Source organism: Saccharopolyspora ipomoeae (assembly GCF_029952525.1).
Taxonomy (GTDB): Bacteria; Actinomycetota; Actinomycetes; order Mycobacteriales; family Pseudonocardiaceae; genus Saccharopolyspora; species Saccharopolyspora ipomoeae.
Map to the genome: position 1 here is coordinate 570,815 of NZ_JASAOF010000002.1, position 16,053 is coordinate 586,867.

Consider the following 16,053-nt stretch of genomic DNA (forward strand, 5'->3'; position numbering starts at 1 on the left):
GCCCCTGGTGGTCGGGGCGCCGCCGGGCGGTCAGACCGCGTTGCGCGGGTCCTTGAGGTCGCGGCCGGCGACCTCGGGCATCAGGAAGGTGCCGATGAGCGGGCAGATCGTGAACGCCGCGAGCATGATCGCGATCGGGACCCACGAACCGCTCGCGGCGGCGACCCAGGCGGCCACGACGACCGGGCCGATGCCGGTGGCCACCATCGCGGCGATCTCGCGGATGACGCCGGTGGCGGCGTAGCGGTGCCGGGAGCCGAAGATCTCCGGCAGCGTCAGGTTCTCCAGCGAGGCCAGGGCCATCACCGACACGTTGTGCATGACGATGTAGCCGAGGAACAGCTGCGGCACCTGCGCGCCGGCGATCGCCATCACGGTCGGCACGATGAGCACCAGCGAGATGATGCTCATGACCTGGTACATGCGGCGGCGGCCGAACTTGTCGCCGAGCGCCCCGACGAGCGGCACGGTCAGGAACGCGACCAGCGAGGACACGATCACGACGCTCGTCCCGACCGAGGCCGACATGGCCAGCGTGACGGTGATGAACGAGACCATGTAGGTCTGCAGCAGGCCGGAGTTGCCCGCCTGCCCGAAGCGCAGCAGGAACGCCGGGATCATGGCCCGCCACTTGTTCTGCTCCAGCGCTTCGAGCATCCGCTCGTCGTTCTCCTGCTCGGCCTTCTCCCGGATCTCGGCGGTCGTGAGCGCCACGCCGTCGGTGACGTGGGCGCTCTCCTCGAACACCGGGCTCTCCTTGAGCCGGAACCGGACCCACACCGCGAACAGCAGGATCACCGCGCTGCCCAGGAACGGGATGCGCCAGCCCCACGCGAGCAGCTGCTCCTCGGAGAGCACCGCGACGAGAACGCCCCAGATCGCCGAGGCGCCGAGCGTGCCGCAGTTGGTGCCCAGGGCGACGAGGGAGGCGATGATGCCGCGACGGCCGGACGGCGCGTACTCGGCGAGCATCACGCCCGCACCGGAGATCTCCGCACCGGCGCCGAAGCCCTGCACCAGGCGCAGCAGCGCGAGCAGGATCGGGGCGAGGATGCCGATCGTGTGCGCCGTGGGCAGCGCGCCGATGAGCGTCGTCGCGCCGCCCATCAGGGCGATCGTGATGAACAGGACCTTGGTGCGGCCCACGCGGTCGCCGAGTCGGCCGAAGTACCAGGCGCCGACCGGCCGGGCCAGGTAGCCGACCGCGTAGGTGGCCATCGCCGAGACGACCGCCAGCGCGGGGCTCTCGCCGACGAAGAACAGCTGGCTGAACACCAGCCCGGCCGCCAGCGAGTACAGCTGGAAGTCCATGAACTCGAGCGCGGTGCCCAACCATCCCGACATCGCCGCGCGCACGAGATCGCTCGTCTTGCGTTGGGCGGGCATGGTTTTCGCTCCGGAGTTCTCCGGGCTCTGGGGTGAAGTGGACATCGTTGTTCCTTCAGCAGTGGGTGGAGCCGTCTAGCGCAGGAGGGGTCAGAACTCGATCAGGACCTTGCCGGAGGCGGCGGAGTCCTTGGCGGTGGTGAACGCGGCGACCGCGTCGCTCGCGGGCAGCACGTGGGTCACGACTCCGGCGATGGAGGGGTGGGCGGCGAGCATCTCGACGGCCTCGTCGATCTCGGTGGAGAAGCGGAAGGTGCCGCGCAGCTGCACCTCCTTCGACACCAGCGGCGCGAGGTTCACGCCGATCGCGGCGTCGGCGAGCATGCCGACCTGCACGACCACTCCGGCGCGACTGGCCGAGACGACCGCCTGGCTCAGCGACGGGGGCGCCGCCGAGCACTCGAACACCACCGGGTAGGCGGTGGCCGGGACCTCGTCGGTGCCGACGAGGAACGTCTCGTTCGCGCCGAGCGCGCGGGCCCGGGCCAGCGCCGATTCCTGGGTGTCGCCGACCGCGACGTGCTCGACGCCCCGGGCGCGCAGCGCCGCGATCACCAGCAGGCCGATGGGCCCGGCGCCGAGGACCAGGGCGCTGGAGCCCAGCTCGTCACCGGCGACGGTCAGCGCGTGCAGCGCGACGCCGAGGGGCTCGGCCAGCGCGGCGTCCCGCAGCGAGAGCCCGTCGGGCAGGCGGCGCAGCATGTGCTCCTCGACCACGACGTAGTCGGCCGCCGCGCCCTGGCGGTGCGGGAAGTCGGCCGCGCTGCCCAGGTAGTCGCCGCCGGGCCACAGGTGCGGTTTGTCCTCGATCCCGTCGACCGGGGTGCCGAAGCGCGCGGGGTGCGCGGTCACCGGCGTGCCCTGGGCCCATTCCCCGCTCGGGTCGTGCTCGACGGTCGCGGAGAACTCGTGCCCCGGGGCGAAGGGCTCGCGCACGAGGTTCTCCCCGTTCTTGCCGTGGAAGTAGTAGTGCAGGTCGGAGCCGCAGATGCCCACGTAGCGGACCCGCAGCAGCACCTCGCCCTCGCCGGGTTCCGGCACGGCGACCTCGTCGAGGCGCATGTCCTCGGCACCGTGGATGAACAGGGCTTTCATCGGTGATCAGCTCCTGGCGAGTATCGGGCGACGGCGACCGGGGTGGGCGCATCCCCAGTGATGTTGGCGATGAGGCTAAGCGAGGCGGCGAAGCCGCGGCAAGATGTTTGCCAAATCTTGCACAACTATTTCACACTGGTCGCAGACCGCTCCTCCGGTTCCACCGGGACCGGATCGAGCAGGTCAGCAGGACCGCGCCGAGTCCAGCAGCGCTGCGGTGATCGGATCGCCCGCGCCGTTCTTGCACAATGGTTCCGCCCGCCGCCGTCGTGATGAAGGAGCGCTCGTGCCCGCCACCCTCACCGACGTCGCCGCCCGCGCGAAGGTCTCGCTGGCCACGGCGTCGCGGGCGTTCAAGGAGCCGGACCGGCTGGCACCGGGCACGCTGCAGCGCGTGCAGGCCGCAGCGGCGGAGCTGGGCTACGAGACCCCGGCATTCCCGGCCACCCGCACGCTCGGCGTGGTCCTGCCCGACATGGCCAACGCGGTGTTCGCCTCGCTGCTGCGGTCGATCCACGACCAGGCGTGGCACGGCAGGCACCAGCTGGTGGTCACCAACACCAACGAGGACGCCGACCGCGAGCGCGAGGCCCTCGACCGCTTCACCAACTCCGCCGACGGCATCATCGTCTGCTCGCCCCGCTCCCCCGTCGAGCTGCTCGACGAGGTCGCGGCGAAGAAACCCGTGGTGACCATCAACGGGACGACCGCCGAGGCGCCGAGCGTGCTCATCACCGCCGACGACGGCCTCCGCCAAGCCGCGGAGCACCTGCGCGCGCTCGGCCACGAGCACGTCGTCTACGTGCCCGGCCCGGAGAACTCGTGGGCCGACCGCAACCGGCACGACGCCCTCTCGGAACACTGCTCCGCACAAGGACTTCGGCTCACCGTCGTCTGCCACCAGTCGGCCTCGGTGGCGGGCGGCCTGGCCGCCGCGGCGTCGGTCGTGGCCAGCGGCGCCACCGCCGTCGTCGCCTACAACGACCTGGTGGCGCTCGGAATCCGCGCGGGCGCCCGCAAGCTCGGCCGCCGCTGCCCCGCGGACCTCAGCATCATCGGCATCGACGACCTCGACGTCGCCGCCGTCTCCGACCCGGGCCTCACGTCGGTCCACATCGGCATCACCGAAGGCGGCACCCTCGCCGTGGACCTCCTGCTCAACCAGATCGACGGCCCACCGCGCCACGACGACGTCCGCATGACCTCCCAGCTCATCGCCCGGGACTCCACCGGGATGCCCGGCCGGAGCCTCGAGTAGTGCGGGACGGCCGCCCGTTGCGGCCGCCCCGCACCCGCCTCAGAGCCGCACGGACGTGGTCTCGGCGGTGGTGAGGGCGTTCGAGCCGACGTGCAGGGCGTACTCGCCCGGCTCGTGGTGCCAGCCGTCGTTCCAGTGGGCGAGGTCGCGGGCGCGCACCGGGATGCGCACGTCCGCGGTCTCACCCGGTTCCGCTCGGACGGTGGTGAAGCCGACGAGCCAGCGCACGGGCCGGTCGACGGCGGAATCGGGGCGCGAGGCGTAGACCTGCACGACGTGCTTGCCCGCGCGGTCACCGGTGTTGCGCACCGACGCGGTGACGGTGGCGACGCCGTCGGTGAACTCGGTCGCCGTGATGCCGGAGAGGGTCCAGGTGGTGTAGCCGAGTCCGTGGCCGAACGGGTAGGCCGGGGCGGTCCCGGCGCGCAGCCAGGCGCGGTAGCCGATGTGGATGTCCTCGTCGTAGGACAGCGCCCCGTCCACCGGGGTCACGTCGAGCACCGGGACGTCGTCGATCGCTGCCGGCCACGTCGTGGGCAGCCTGCCGCCGGGCTCGCGGGCGCCGGTGAGCAGATCCCCGACCGCGCGGCCGTACTCCTGACCGGCGAAGTAGTTGACCACGATCGCCGCGGCCTGCTCCCGCCACGGCAGCAGCACCGGGGAACCCGAGTTGACCAGCACGACCGTGCGCGGGTTGGCCGCCAGCACCGCCCGCACCAGGTCGTCCTGGCGTCCCGGCAGGTTCAGGTCGGCGCGGTCGTAGCCCTCGGACTCCACGCGGGAGTTCGTGCCCACCACGACCACCGCGACCTCCGCCTCTGCGGCCGCGCGGGCCGCCTCGGCGATGAGCGCGTCGGCGTCGGCCTCGGCGGGCTCGGTTCCGATGGTGATGCTGAAGGCGCTGCTCAGGCCGCCGTCCATCCGCTGCGGGCGGAACTCCACCCGCAGCCGCGCGGTGCGCCCGGCCTCGAACTCCACCGGGACCGACATCGCAGGCGGCGACAGGAACGCCGCACCCAGGTCCGCGCCGACGGCTTCGGTGGTGCGCTCGACCAGCAGCTCCCCGTCGACGAGCACCCGGCCGGTGCCGACCGAGGCGCACCCGAGGCGCTGCGCACCGGATTCGCCCGGCGTGTAGTAGGTTTCGAACACCAGCGTCGTCATCTCGCCGATGGGCGCATCGCCGCCGAAGTAGACCAGTCCGCTGGCCAGCCGGTCCTCGGTGAACAGCACCGCGCCGTCGGCGTCGAGCATCTCGACCCGCGCCCCGGGCTCGCCGGTGACGGGGTTGCGCATCGCGTCGCGGTCGAGCTCGGCCAGCCCCTCCTGCACGATCGCGCCCAGCGAGTACGACACCTCCGCGTCGGGGAACGCCGCCCGAACGCCCTCCAGCGGCGACACGATGCGCTCCGGCAGCACGGTGGCGCTGCCGCCGCCCTGGGTGCGCGCGTGCAGCGCGTTGTGGCCGATCACCGCGATGCGAGCCGGGTCCGCCAGCGGCAGGAGCCCGTCGTTGGCAAGCAGGACCGACCCCTCGACGGCGGCCTCGCGGGCGAAAGCGACGCCGTCCTCCCGGTGTTCGGGCTCGGCGGGCTCGAACCCCTCCAGCGCTCCGACGCGGGCGGCCAGGCGCAGCAGGCGGCGCACCTTGCGGTCGACGGCGGCCTCGTCGACGGCACCGCTGCGCACCGCCTCGACCAGCGCCGCACCCCACGGCCCGTCCGGGCCGGGCATCACCAGGTCTTGGGAGTGCTTCGCACTCCCCACGCTGCGCACGGCCGTCCAGTCGCTGATCACCACGCCGTCGAAACCCCACTCGCTGTTGAGCGGGGTCTCCAGCAGCTCGTTCTCGGTCGCCGTGGCGCCGTTGATGGAGTTGTAGGCGCTCATCACCAACCACGCCCGCTCCCGCACCACCGCGTCCTCGAACGCCCGCAGGTAGACCTCCCGCAACGCGCGGTCGCTCACCCGCACGTCGACGGTGAACCGGTCGGTCTCGAAGTCGTTGGCCACGTAGTGCTTCGGCGTGGCCCCCACGCCGTTGTCCTGCACGCCCCGCACGTAGGCCGCCGCCAGGTGCGCGGTCAGCAGCGGATCCTCGCTGAAAGCCTCGAAGTGCCTGCCGCCCAGCGGGGACCGGTGCAGGTTGATCGTCGGCCCCAGCACCACGTCCACCCCCTTGCGACGGGCCTCCACCGCGGCCACCGCGCCGTAGCGGGCGGCGATGCCGGTGTCCCAGGACGACGACAAGGAGCTGGCCGACGGCAGGTTCAGCGACGGCGAGCGCTCGTCCCACACCTCACCGCGCACCCCGCTCGGACCGTCCGAGACCACCATCCGCCGCAACCCGATCTCCTCGATCGGCCACGTCGTCCAGAAGTCCCGGCCCGTCAGCAACCGGACCTTGTCCTCCAGCCCGAGCTGGCCGACGAGGTCGTCGAGGTGGTCGTCGATGGCAGTCATGCGTTGCTCTCTCCCTCTGTTCGAACGTCAGCTCGTCGCGCGGATTTCGGCGACGTACTTCTCGACCCTGTCGAGCATGTCGGCGTCGTGGGGTCCCCACTGCGGCTGCGGCGTGCCCGGCCCGGTGTAGGGCTCGTCGGCGTAGTGCTGCTGGTACCCGGCCAGCTTCGCCTCCAGCTCGCGGCGGATCTCGGCGTGGGCCGGGTCGTCGGCGAGGTTGGTGAGCTCGGCCGGGTCGGCGCGCAGGTCGTAGAGCTCCCACTCCGGTTCGAAGATCCGCTCCGAGGCTCCGGGGACGCCGAGCCCCGCCCCGTAGTAGTGGATCAGCTTGTGGTCGGCGGTGCGGATGCCGTAGTGGGCGGGCGCGTTGTGGATCGGGTCGTCGTGCTCCCAGTACCGGTAGTAGACGGCGTCCGGCCAGTCCGCGACCTGCTCACCGCGCAGCAGCGGCAGGAAGCTGCGGCCCTGCGCGTCCGGCAGCACCTCGGCGGCGTCGAGTCCGCATGCGTCCAGGAACGTCGGGGCGAAGTCGGCGTTGGTGATGATCTCCTCGCAGCGGCTGCCGGGCGCGATCTGCGCGGGCCAGCGGATCAGCATCGGCATCTGCAGCGACTGGTCGAACATCAACCGCTTGTCGAACCAGCCGTGGTCGCCCAGGAAGAAGCCCTGGTCGGAGGTGTAGACGACGAGGGTGTTCTCGGACAACCCGAGTTCGTCGAGGTGGTCGAGCAGGCGGCCGACGTTGTCGTCGATGGACTGGATGCACTGCAGGTAGTCGCGCATGTAGAGCTGGTACTTCCAGCGCATCCGCGCCTCGCGGTTCTCCGGCCCGCGCAGGTGCTCGGGCACGTCGGACTTGAGGTCGTCGGCACCGAGGTCGTCGGCGATGGTCATGTGCACCCCGCGCACCGCCTTGCTGCGGGTGGCGTGGTCGTCGAAGAACGTCTCCGGTTCCGGGATGTCGCCGTCGGCGTAGAGGTGCCGGTGCTTGTCGTCCGGGACCCACGGCCGGTGCGGTGCCTTGTGGTGCACCATCAGGCAGAACGGCTTGTCCTGGTCGCGGTTGTCGAGCCAGTCGATCGCCTGGTCGGTGACGATGTCGGTGGCGTACCCCGGCACCGTCGACGAACCGCGCGCGTCGATCATCTCCGGGTCGACGTAGTCGCCCTGCCCGGGGAAGATCTTCCAGTCGTCGAACCCGCGCGGCAGCGACCGCCCGTGCTCGCCGAGGTGCCACTTGCCGAACAGCGCGGTGGAGAAACCGCTGTCCCGCATCGCCTCGACGAACGTCGGCACCCGGTAGTCCATCTCGGTCCAGATCGACGAGACGCCGTTGATGTGGCTGTAGGTCCCGGTGAGGATCGTCGCGCGCGACGGGCTGCAGATCGCGTTCGTGCAGTACGTCGCGTCCATCCGCACGCCCTCGTCGGCGAGCCGGTCCAGGTTCGGGGTGGTGTTGACGCGACTGCCGTAGGCCGAGATCGCGTGCGCCGCGTGGTCGTCGGACATGATGAAGACGATGTTGGTGCGTGTCACCGATTCCTTCTCTCTGCGGTCGAACGTCCCCGCCATCAGGGGGCGTCCAGTTCGGGCTGCAGGACCAGGTGCTCGTGGGCGCCTTCGCGGATCTCCTGCATGAGCAACCGCGCGCTCTCCGCGCCGGCCCGCTCCAGCGGCAGGCGCGAGTAGGCGAGGCCGGGCCAGATGCGGGGCGACGGTGTCCCCCCGGCCAGCGCGCCCACGAAGATGCGGTTCTCGCGCACCCGCTCGGTGGACATCACGGCCTCCACGTCCGCACCCCACGAGCACACCACGGCCACCGAGCCCGGGTCCTCGTCCTCGGAGCCGATCGCGGCGCCGACCCGCTCCGCGACCTCGCGGGCGTAGTCGTCGACGTGCGCCCGGGACCTCTCGAACTCGCGGAGCCGCTCACCGGTCAGGCCGGTCGAGACGACCCGCAGCGACAGCGACGGGTGGTCGGCGAGCGCGCGCAGCAGCGCCTGCTCGCGCTGCCGGTTGGCGCGCGAGGGCACCTCGGGGTGGACGTGCAGCACGACGCGGAACCCGCGCTCGGCGACGTGCTCGATCATCTGCCGCGCGCCCGCGGAGTAGTCGAAATCCACCGTCGAGTAAGGGGTTCCGGCCGCGTCGGGCGCTCCGCAGTCGAGCGCGACGAACGGCAGCCCCTCCCGCGCGGCCTGCCTGAATGCCTCGGGCACCGACTCGTCGTCGTGCCCGACGAACACGATCCCGTCGAGCCTCCCGCTGCGGTAGTCCTCCAGGTAGGCCCCGCCGGAGGGGTCGGACAGGATCGTCAGGTGCATCCGCTCCTCGGCCAGCGCCACGCTCGCGCCCTGCACGATCGCCGCGAACCGGGGGTTGGTGAGTGGCTTGGTCACCAGCATCCCGACGATGCGGCTGGAGCGGGAGCGCAGCGAGCGGGCGACGCTGTTGGGGATGTAGCCGAGATCCTTGGCGATGCGCCGCACGCGCGCCCGGGTCTCGGCCGACAGCACCACCTTCGACGAGTCGTTGAGCACGTAGGACACCGTCGAGACCGACACGCCCGCGCGCTCGGCGACGTCCTTGAGCGTCGGCCGCATCAGGCCTCCCCGGTCCGCTGGGCGTGCCGATTCTCCAGCTCGGCGACCTGGGCGATCACCCGCGCCCGGTTGAGCGGGAACAGCAGCAGCACGCAGGCGGCGACGGCGAACAGGCATCCGGGCACCAGCGTGGCCAGCGCGTAGATCCCGTCGACGGTGGCGTCGCTCTGCACCGGCTTTCCGCTCTGGAACCCGACGAAGGCCAGGGCGAACCCGCCGACACCGCCGGAGACGGCCTGCCCGACCTTGCGGGCCCAGGTGTTGATCGAGTAGATCGTGCCGTCGTCGCGCTCCCCGCTGCGCACCTCCTCGGCGTCGATGACGTCGGCGATCACGGCCCACACCAGCAGGTTGTAGAACCCGACGCCGAAGCCCGCGAGCAGGTTCAGCGCGACGAACACCCACGGGTCGGTGATCCGCAGCGCGAACAGCAGGAGGTAGACCGCCGCCGCTCCGAACAGCGCGGCGATGAGCACCTCCTTCTTGCCGAACCGGGAGGCGATGCGCGCCGCGACCGGTGCGAGCAGGAGCCCGGGCACGTAGGTCGCCAGCTGCGAGGGACCGGACATCGCACCGTTGTTGAAGTGGTAGAGCCACAGGTAGGCGGCCATCGTCGACAGGAACAGGCTGCCCAGCATGATCACGATGTTCGAGGCGATCACCACGATCAGCGGCCGGCTCCCGGCCAGCACGCGCAGCAGGCGGCCGAATCCCCGCCGCTCGGCGGGTTCGGGGGCCTCGACGCGTTCGCGCACCCCGGCGTGGCACAGGAAGTAGAACAGCGCCGCGCAGGCCGAGAACACCAGCGCCGTGGCGAAGAACCGCATCGGGACGACCTGCGACCGGCCGTCGACCATCCCGTAGATCAGCAGCGGTGGCACCAGGGACACGATCAGCCCGGCGCTGTTGGCGCCGAGCCCGCGGAACACCGACAGCGACGAGCGGTGCTTCGGGTCGTCGCTGATGACCGAGACCATCGACCCGTAGGAGATGTTGGTGGTGGTGTAGAAGATCGAGCCCCACACCAGGTAGGTCACCGCAGCGTAGCCGAGCTTGACCGGGTAGTCCCAGTCGGCGATGAACGGCGCGTACATGAAGGTGCTCGCCACCGCCACGGGGATCGCCATCCGCGCGATCCACGGCCGGAAGCGACCGCCGCGCGACGGCGCGTGCCGGTCGAGGAACCGGCCCCAGCCGACGTCGGTGAACGCGTCGATCAGCCGGGCGATGAGGAACACCGTCCCCACGTGCGCGGGGTTCAGACCGGCGACGTTGGTGTAGTACACGGTCAGGTACGCCGAGGCGAAGATGAAGGTGAAGTCGTTGCCGAGGTCGCCGAACAGGTAGCCGACGCGGTCGCGCCACCCGAAGGCGCGCAGCGCCCGGCGCTGCTGCGCGGCGTGCACATTGGTCATCTGCGGAGCCCTCTCCATTGAGTCAGCTCCTGCTGAAGGTAGGTACTCAAACGTTTGAGCTCAAAGCTCAATCGTTTGATCCCCGGGATCTCACGCTCCGAGCTCACGTGGTGACCGCCCGCGACTCCAGGCGCAGCAGGTTGACAGCCCAACGCCCCCAACCTATAACACTTTGCACATATGTGAGTCCGCACATAACGGGGCTGCGAGGGTGGCATGAAGTTCGAGCACGTGATCCTGGGCCTGCTGTCGTGGCGGCCGTTCAGCGGCTACGACCTGGGCAAGCACCTGGAGCGGGAGGGGCGGTTCATCCGCTCCAAGGTCCACTTGAGCCAGATCTACCGGCTGCTGTCGCGCATGGTCGATTCCGGCTGGGTCTGCTACGAGGTGCAGGCCAACGACGGACGTCCCGACTCGAAGATCTACCGGCTCACCGAGGCCGGCGAGCAGGTGCTGCGCGAGTGGGTGGCCAGTCCTTACGTGCCACCGAGCAAGTTCACCGATTCGGAGTTCCTCGTGCGGTTCCGCTACGGGGGCCCGCTCGACCGCTCCGCGTTGCTCCGCCTGGTGCGCACCGAACTCGAGACCCGCAAGGCGGAGGTCTCGCTGTACCGCGACCGGGACCGGTCCGTCGGACCGCTGCAGCCGATCGACGGCGTGGACACCGACCTCGCCCAGCGGTTGGGCGACCTCGCCCACGACCACGGCTCGGCGGCCATGGACCACTGGATCGACTGGCTGGAACACGTCCTCGCCGAGCTGGAATCCGAGGAGACCGCTCGGCACCCGCAGGGCCGCCAACGCTGAACGCGTCGCATCCCCCGACGTCATCCCAACTCTGAGCACGTCCGCACTCGACGATCCGCGAGCTGATACATCCGAATCCACTGAGTGGCCCAGGAGGCAACGATGCCCCAGCCGGAAACCCCCACCGAGGACACCCGCCCGCCCGACAGACCCGAGACGGCGTCCACCCCACCGGTTCGGCACCGCTGGCGCGGTCTCGCGCTGCTGACCGGCACGATGGTGGTGGACAACGACGAGAGCAAGCTCGTCACCACGCTCTTCCCCGTGCTGCGCAGCGCTCTGGCCATCCCGACCTCCGCGCTCGGCGTGCTCATCGCCGTCGGGCAGTTGATCGGCATGGTGACCAGCCCGCTGTGGATGTGGTTGGCGCGCCGGTACAACCGCAAGATCGTCCTGGTGATCTGCAGCGGCCTGTGGGGGACCTGGAGCATCGCCGCCGGTTTCTCGCAGAACTTCACGCAGCTGCTCGTCCTCTACGCCGTCGCCGCCGCTGGTTTCCAGGGGGCGCAGCCGATCGTCAACGACCTCCTCGGAGACCTCTTCGACGACACGACCCGCGGGCGGGCCACGGGCTACCTCTACGGAGCACTGCAGCTGTCCAACGTGGTCATGGGTCCGCTGATCGGCATGCTCTCGCTGTTCGAAGATGGCTGGCGCTACGGGTTCTTCGCGTCCGGCGCGCTCAACATCGTCGTCGGCGTCCTGACGCTGGCCCTCTTGAAGGATCCGGGAATCGGCGCTTCCGAACCGCAGCTGGCCGGGCTGGACCGGCAGCAGCGGGCCGCCCGGTCGAAGCTGACCTGGGCACGGCTCAAGGACCTGATGCGGATCCGCACGTTCCAGCTGATGGTCGTTCAACGACTGCTGTCCTCGCACCTGCTGATCCTCACCTTCGGCGTCGTCTTCCTCGTCGACGTCCACCACTACGGCAACGCGGTGGCCGCTCTCGTGCTCATGCCGATGGGCATCGGCTACTTCCTCGGCACCTGGATCGGCGGTGAGGTCACCGACCGCGTGTCGCGGCGCATCCCCCGGTCCGGGCGCGTGCTTCTGCTGCAGATCGCACAACTGGCCTTCGCGCTCGTCGCACTCGCCCTGCAGGTCAACTGGGGGAACATAGTCGTGTTCGCGGTGATCTACGCGGCGCTGGGCTTCCTGCAAGGTGTGAACCCCGGCATCAACCGGCCGATCGTCATGTCGACGACCCCTCCCGAACTGCGCGGCGCCGCGTTCGTCGTGCTGCTCTCGGTCGCCCAGGCGATCGCGTGGGCGATCTACTCGGCGGGCGCCGGTTTCCTGGCCGAAGCCATCGGCATGAAGGCGACGTTCTTCTGGTTGCTCGGCGTCGTGATGATCGTCAACGCCGCGTTCATCACGCTCCTCTACAAGCCCTACGACCGTGACCGCAGGTCGGTGCAGAACGCACTCGCCGACGGCGCGCGCACCCAGACCACTTAGGAGCACACCGATGCGGCACCACCGCGAGCCCGGGCGACTCCGGGCGATCGCACCAGTCGACCGCCGAGTCGCCCGGGCCGTCGAGGGGGCATCGCGATGAAGGCGATCATCCTCATGTTCGACAGCCTCAACCGGCACATGCTGGAGCAGTACGCGGACACCTTCGTGGACGCCCCGAACTTCGCCCGGCTCGCCGCGCGCACCACGAGGTTCGACAACTTCTACGCCGGTTCCATGCCGTGCATGCCGGCTCGCCGCGAACTGCACACCGGCAGGTACAACTTCCTGCACCGCAGCTGGGGGCCGCTGGAGCCCTTCGACGACTCGATGCCCCAGATGCTGCGCGACGCCGGCATCCACACCCACCTGGCCTCGGACCACCCCCACTACTGGGAGGACGGCGGGGCCACCTACCACACGCGCTACACCACCTGGGAGTTCTTCCGCGGTCAGGAAGGCGACCCGTGGAAGGGACACGTCGGCACGCCCTCCGACACCGGCGGGCAGGTCGCGCGGATTCAGCGGCAGGACCGGATCAACCGGATGCACATGCCCACCGAGGCGGAGCACTCCCAAACCCGCACGGTGGAGGCGGGTATCGAGTTCATCGACACCAACGCCGCCGCCGACGACTGGTTGCTGCAGATCGAGCTGTTCGACCCGCACGAGCCCTTCTTCACGCACCAGCACTACAAGGACCGCTACCCGCACGCCTACGACGGGCCCGAGTTCGACTGGCCCGCCTACCGCAAGGTCACCGAATCACCTGAGCAGGTCGACCACGCCCGGCACGAGTACGCCGCGCTGGTGTCGATGTGCGACCGGTCCCTCGGACGCGTGCTCGACGCGATGGACGAGCACGACCTGTGGGACGACACCCTGCTGATCGTGAACACCGACCACGGTTTCCTGCTGGGCGAGCACGGGTGGTGGGCCAAGTCGGTGCAGCCCTGGTTCAACGAGCTGGTCCACCTGCCGATGTTCCTGTGGGACCCGCGCAGCGGAGACCGCGGCGGGAGCCGCGGCGATCTCGCCCAGACCATCGACATCGCCCCGACGGTGCTCCGGTGGTTCGGGATCGAACCCACCGACGACATGCAGGGGCGCGACCTCGCGACCGAGACCGGCCACGAGGCAGCGCTGTTCGGGATCCACGGCGGGCACGTCAACGTCACCGACGGGCGCTACGTGTACATGCGCGCCGCTGCCGACAGGTCCAACCGCCCGCTGGAGGAGCACACCCTGATGCCCACGCACATGCGGGCGCGGTTCTCGGTCGCGGAACTGGCCGAGTGGGAGCCGAGCGATCCGCTGCCCTTCACCAAGGGCGTCCGCGTCATGCGGATGCCCGCGGCTCCGACGTGGATGAACCCGTGGCAGCACGGCACCCTGCTGTTCGACCTGCACGAGGATCCCGAGCAGGAGCACCCGCTGCGCGACGACGCGCTGGAGCTGCGCATGATGCGGCTCCTCGCCCGGCGGATGCACGACTCGCACGCGCCGCGGAGCCAGTTCGACCGCCTCGGGTTGCCCTACGACAGCGATCCGGACGAGCAACACCTGCTCGTGGCGGCGCAGGCCGAGCGCGCCGCCGCCGTCGGTGCACCGCTGTCCGGGCTGGGCGTCCTGGAAACCTCCGAGGTGCTTCGGGTTCCGGTTCTCGAACTCCTCGCGATCGGGGGAACCCGGCACGTGTTCGAGGAGCTCGCTCCCGGGTTGACGACCACGGAGCTCATCGCGGTCCCGCCGGGCACCACGCTGCTCGATCTGGCAGCCGCGGCCATGATCACGGCCACCGACCTCGAGGAGTTCGCGCAGCGGCTCGACGCGCTGGTGGGGGCCGACCGATGACCGCGGCGCGCCCGAACGTCCTCTGGATCACCACGCACGACATCAACCCGCACATCGGCGCCTACGCCGGGACGTACCCGGGCGCGGAATACGCGGTGACACCCCATCTCGACCGGCTCGCTTCCGAGGGGGTCCGGTTCGACAACGCCTTCGCCGCCGCACCGATCTGCGCGCCCTCGCGCTCCGCGATCATGACCGGGTGCCACCCCGCCGCGATCGGCACGATGCACATGCGGACCAAGGCGGTCCCGCCACCCGGTGTGCGGCTGTTCAGCGAGTACTTCAGGGAAGCCGGCTACTACGTCACCAACAACTCGTTCACCGACTTCCAGGTGCCGGTCCCGGTGAGCGCCTTCGACGACTGCAGCGACACCGCGCACTGGCGCGACCGGCCGAGTCCCGAGCCACCGTTCTTCGCCGCGTTCCACGGGTTGATCACCCACGAATCGCAGATCTACCTCGACGACGACGCGTTCGCCGAACGGACCCGGCACGTCCGGGACGAGGACCGGCACGATCCGGCGAAGGCTCCGCTGCCGCCGTACTACCCGGACACCGAGGTCTTCCGGAAGGCGTGGGCGCGCTACCACGACTTGATCACCGAGATGGACCACTGGGCGGGCACTCTGCTGGCTCAGCTGGAGGAGGACGGGCTCGCGGAGAACACCATCGTGGTGTTCTGGAGCGACCACGGTCTCGGCATGCCGCGCGGCAAGCGGTGGGCGAACGACTCGGGCCTGCACGAGCCGTTGATCATCCGATGGCCCGGTCACCTGGAACCGGGGACCAGCACCGACGCGCTCGTTCACCTGATGGACCTCGCACCGAGCATGCTCGCGGCGTGCGCCCTCGACGTGCCGGAGCACATGCACGCGGTCCCGTTCCTCGATGCCGACGGCGCGCTGGACGAGAGCACCAACGACTACCTCTTCGCGGGACGCGACCGGATGGGCGAGCTCGAAGACATGACGCGTTCCGTCCGCGACCGCCGCTACCGCTACATCCGCCACTACCACCCCGATCGCTCGCCCATGCAGCACTGCGACTACCCGGACCAGCTGTGGACCTGGCGCGAGATGCGGCGCATCGGTTCGATCGAAGCCGGGCAACGGGCCCGCGGACTGCCGCGTTCCGCTCTCACGCCGCTGCAACGCAGCCTCATCGCCCCGAACAAGCCCGTCGAAGAGCTCTACGACCTGACCGCGGACCCGCACGAGGAGCACAACCTCGCCGGTACCCCGGGAGCCGCGGAAACCCTGCGCCGCTTTCGCGAAGCACTGCACGACTGGCAGTCCCGCTACGGCGACCTCGGATTCCTCCCGGAGGACGAGCTGCTCGAGAGGTGGCGCCCCGGTGGCGTCTGGCAGCGGACCCCGCCGCCAGTGGTCGAACGAGACGCGACCGGCGAGCTCACCGCGCACGCCACCGAGGGCGCGGTGGTCGTCTGGACCGACGACCCGCCCTCGGGCAGGCCGGACGGTGCAGGCCCCGGTCTCCCCGACATGGGCTCCTCGGGCGAGGCCATCGGCGCGCCTCCCGCCGATGGCCGGCACTGGCGGCTCCTCACCCCGGCCCACCCGCCACCGCAGGACCGCCGCACGTGGCTCCGCGCAGTCCGCCTCGGCCACCTCCCCAGCGACGACGTCGAAGCTCCCGCAGCTCCCAGGCCAAACCCGGAACGACCTCCGCCTCGATGTCGATGAGGCCCGGTCGGGGG

Annotated in this window: 11 protein-coding genes; 5 read left to right on the forward strand and 6 right to left on the reverse strand. The window is 70.4% G+C overall.

Annotation, left to right across the window (positions count from 1 at the left end; genetic code table 11):
• Positions 1–30: 30 nt before the first annotated feature.
• Together QFW96_RS06180 and QFW96_RS06185 are read right to left on the reverse strand one after the other, a co-directional pair.
• Positions 31–1,431, reverse strand: coding sequence for an MFS transporter (locus QFW96_RS06180; RefSeq protein ID WP_281454552.1), 1,401 nt, complete (start codon positions 1,429–1,431; stop codon positions 31–33).
• Positions 1,432–1,476: 45 nt separating this feature from the next.
• A complete protein-coding gene (locus tag QFW96_RS06185; RefSeq protein WP_281454553.1) occupies positions 1,477–2,481 on the reverse strand; it encodes an L-idonate 5-dehydrogenase in 1,005 nt (334 codons plus the stop codon).
• A 286-nt stretch (positions 2,482–2,767) separates the two neighbouring features.
• On the opposite strand from QFW96_RS06185, the gene QFW96_RS06190 reads away from it, so the two are divergent.
• Entirely contained in the window at positions 2,768–3,739 is a 972-nt protein-coding gene (locus QFW96_RS06190) for a LacI family DNA-binding transcriptional regulator (RefSeq protein ID WP_281454554.1), read from the forward strand.
• Positions 3,740–3,778: 39 nt separating this feature from the next.
• On the opposite strand, the gene QFW96_RS06195 is transcribed toward QFW96_RS06190, so the two are convergent.
• The 4 genes from QFW96_RS06195 to QFW96_RS06210 are packed head-to-tail and all read right to left on the reverse strand — an operon-like array spanning position 3,779 to position 10,220.
• Entirely contained in the window at positions 3,779–6,202 is a 2,424-nt protein-coding gene (locus QFW96_RS06195; protein WP_281454555.1) for a beta-glucosidase, read from the reverse strand.
• 27 nt (positions 6,203–6,229) lie between these two features.
• A complete protein-coding gene (locus QFW96_RS06200) occupies positions 6,230–7,738 on the reverse strand; it encodes a sulfatase family protein (protein WP_281454556.1) in 1,509 nt (502 codons plus the stop codon).
• Positions 7,739–7,773: 35 nt separating this feature from the next.
• A complete protein-coding gene (locus QFW96_RS06205; RefSeq protein ID WP_281454557.1) occupies positions 7,774–8,805 on the reverse strand; it encodes a LacI family DNA-binding transcriptional regulator in 1,032 nt (343 codons plus the stop codon).
• Positions 8,805–10,220: an MFS transporter gene (locus QFW96_RS06210; protein ID WP_281454558.1), complete on the reverse strand. Its 1,416-nt coding sequence runs from the start codon at positions 10,218–10,220 to the stop codon at positions 8,805–8,807. The genes QFW96_RS06205 and QFW96_RS06210 overlap by 1 nt, the downstream gene beginning before the upstream one ends.
• Before the next feature lie 216 nt (positions 10,221–10,436).
• Between QFW96_RS06210 and QFW96_RS06215 the strand changes: the two genes are divergently transcribed.
• The 4 genes from QFW96_RS06215 (at position 10,437) to QFW96_RS06230 (ending at position 16,039) form a co-directional block, all read left to right on the forward strand.
• Positions 10,437–11,027: a PadR family transcriptional regulator gene (locus QFW96_RS06215; RefSeq protein ID WP_281454559.1), complete on the forward strand. Its 591-nt coding sequence runs from the start codon at positions 10,437–10,439 to the stop codon at positions 11,025–11,027.
• Between the two features lie 102 nt (positions 11,028–11,129).
• The gene (locus QFW96_RS06220) at positions 11,130–12,485 is read left to right on the forward strand and encodes an MFS transporter (RefSeq protein WP_281454560.1); all 1,356 of its coding nucleotides are present in this window, start codon (positions 11,130–11,132) and stop codon (positions 12,483–12,485) included.
• A 96-nt stretch (positions 12,486–12,581) separates the two neighbouring features.
• Positions 12,582–14,336, forward strand: coding sequence for a sulfatase (locus QFW96_RS06225; RefSeq protein ID WP_281454561.1), 1,755 nt, complete (start codon positions 12,582–12,584; stop codon positions 14,334–14,336).
• Positions 14,333–16,039, forward strand: coding sequence for a sulfatase family protein (locus QFW96_RS06230; protein WP_281454562.1), 1,707 nt, complete (start codon positions 14,333–14,335; stop codon positions 16,037–16,039). The genes QFW96_RS06225 and QFW96_RS06230 overlap by 4 nt, the downstream gene beginning before the upstream one ends.
• The last annotated feature ends 14 nt before the right edge of the window (positions 16,040–16,053 follow it).

Excerpts from the sequence above, each read along its gene's own strand:
- QFW96_RS06180 (WP_281454552.1), bottom strand. The coding sequence starts at position 1,431 with ATGTCCACTTCACCCCAGAGCCCGGAGAACTCCGGAGCGAAAACCATG.
- QFW96_RS06185 (WP_281454553.1), bottom strand. The coding sequence starts at position 2,481 with ATGAAAGCCCTGTTCATCCACGGTGCCGAGGACATGCGCCTCGACGAG.
- QFW96_RS06195 (WP_281454555.1), bottom strand. The coding sequence starts at position 6,202 with ATGACTGCCATCGACGACCACCTCGACGACCTCGTCGGCCAGCTCGGG.
- QFW96_RS06205 (WP_281454557.1), bottom strand. The coding sequence starts at position 8,805 with ATGCGGCCGACGCTCAAGGACGTCGCCGAGCGCGCGGGCGTGTCGGTC.
- QFW96_RS06210 (WP_281454558.1), bottom strand. The coding sequence starts at position 10,220 with ATGACCAATGTGCACGCCGCGCAGCAGCGCCGGGCGCTGCGCGCCTTC.
- QFW96_RS06215 (WP_281454559.1), top strand. The coding sequence starts at position 10,437 with ATGAAGTTCGAGCACGTGATCCTGGGCCTGCTGTCGTGGCGGCCGTTC.
- QFW96_RS06220 (WP_281454560.1), top strand. The coding sequence starts at position 11,130 with ATGCCCCAGCCGGAAACCCCCACCGAGGACACCCGCCCGCCCGACAGA.
- QFW96_RS06225 (WP_281454561.1), top strand. The coding sequence starts at position 12,582 with ATGAAGGCGATCATCCTCATGTTCGACAGCCTCAACCGGCACATGCTG.
- QFW96_RS06230 (WP_281454562.1), top strand. The coding sequence starts at position 14,333 with ATGACCGCGGCGCGCCCGAACGTCCTCTGGATCACCACGCACGACATC.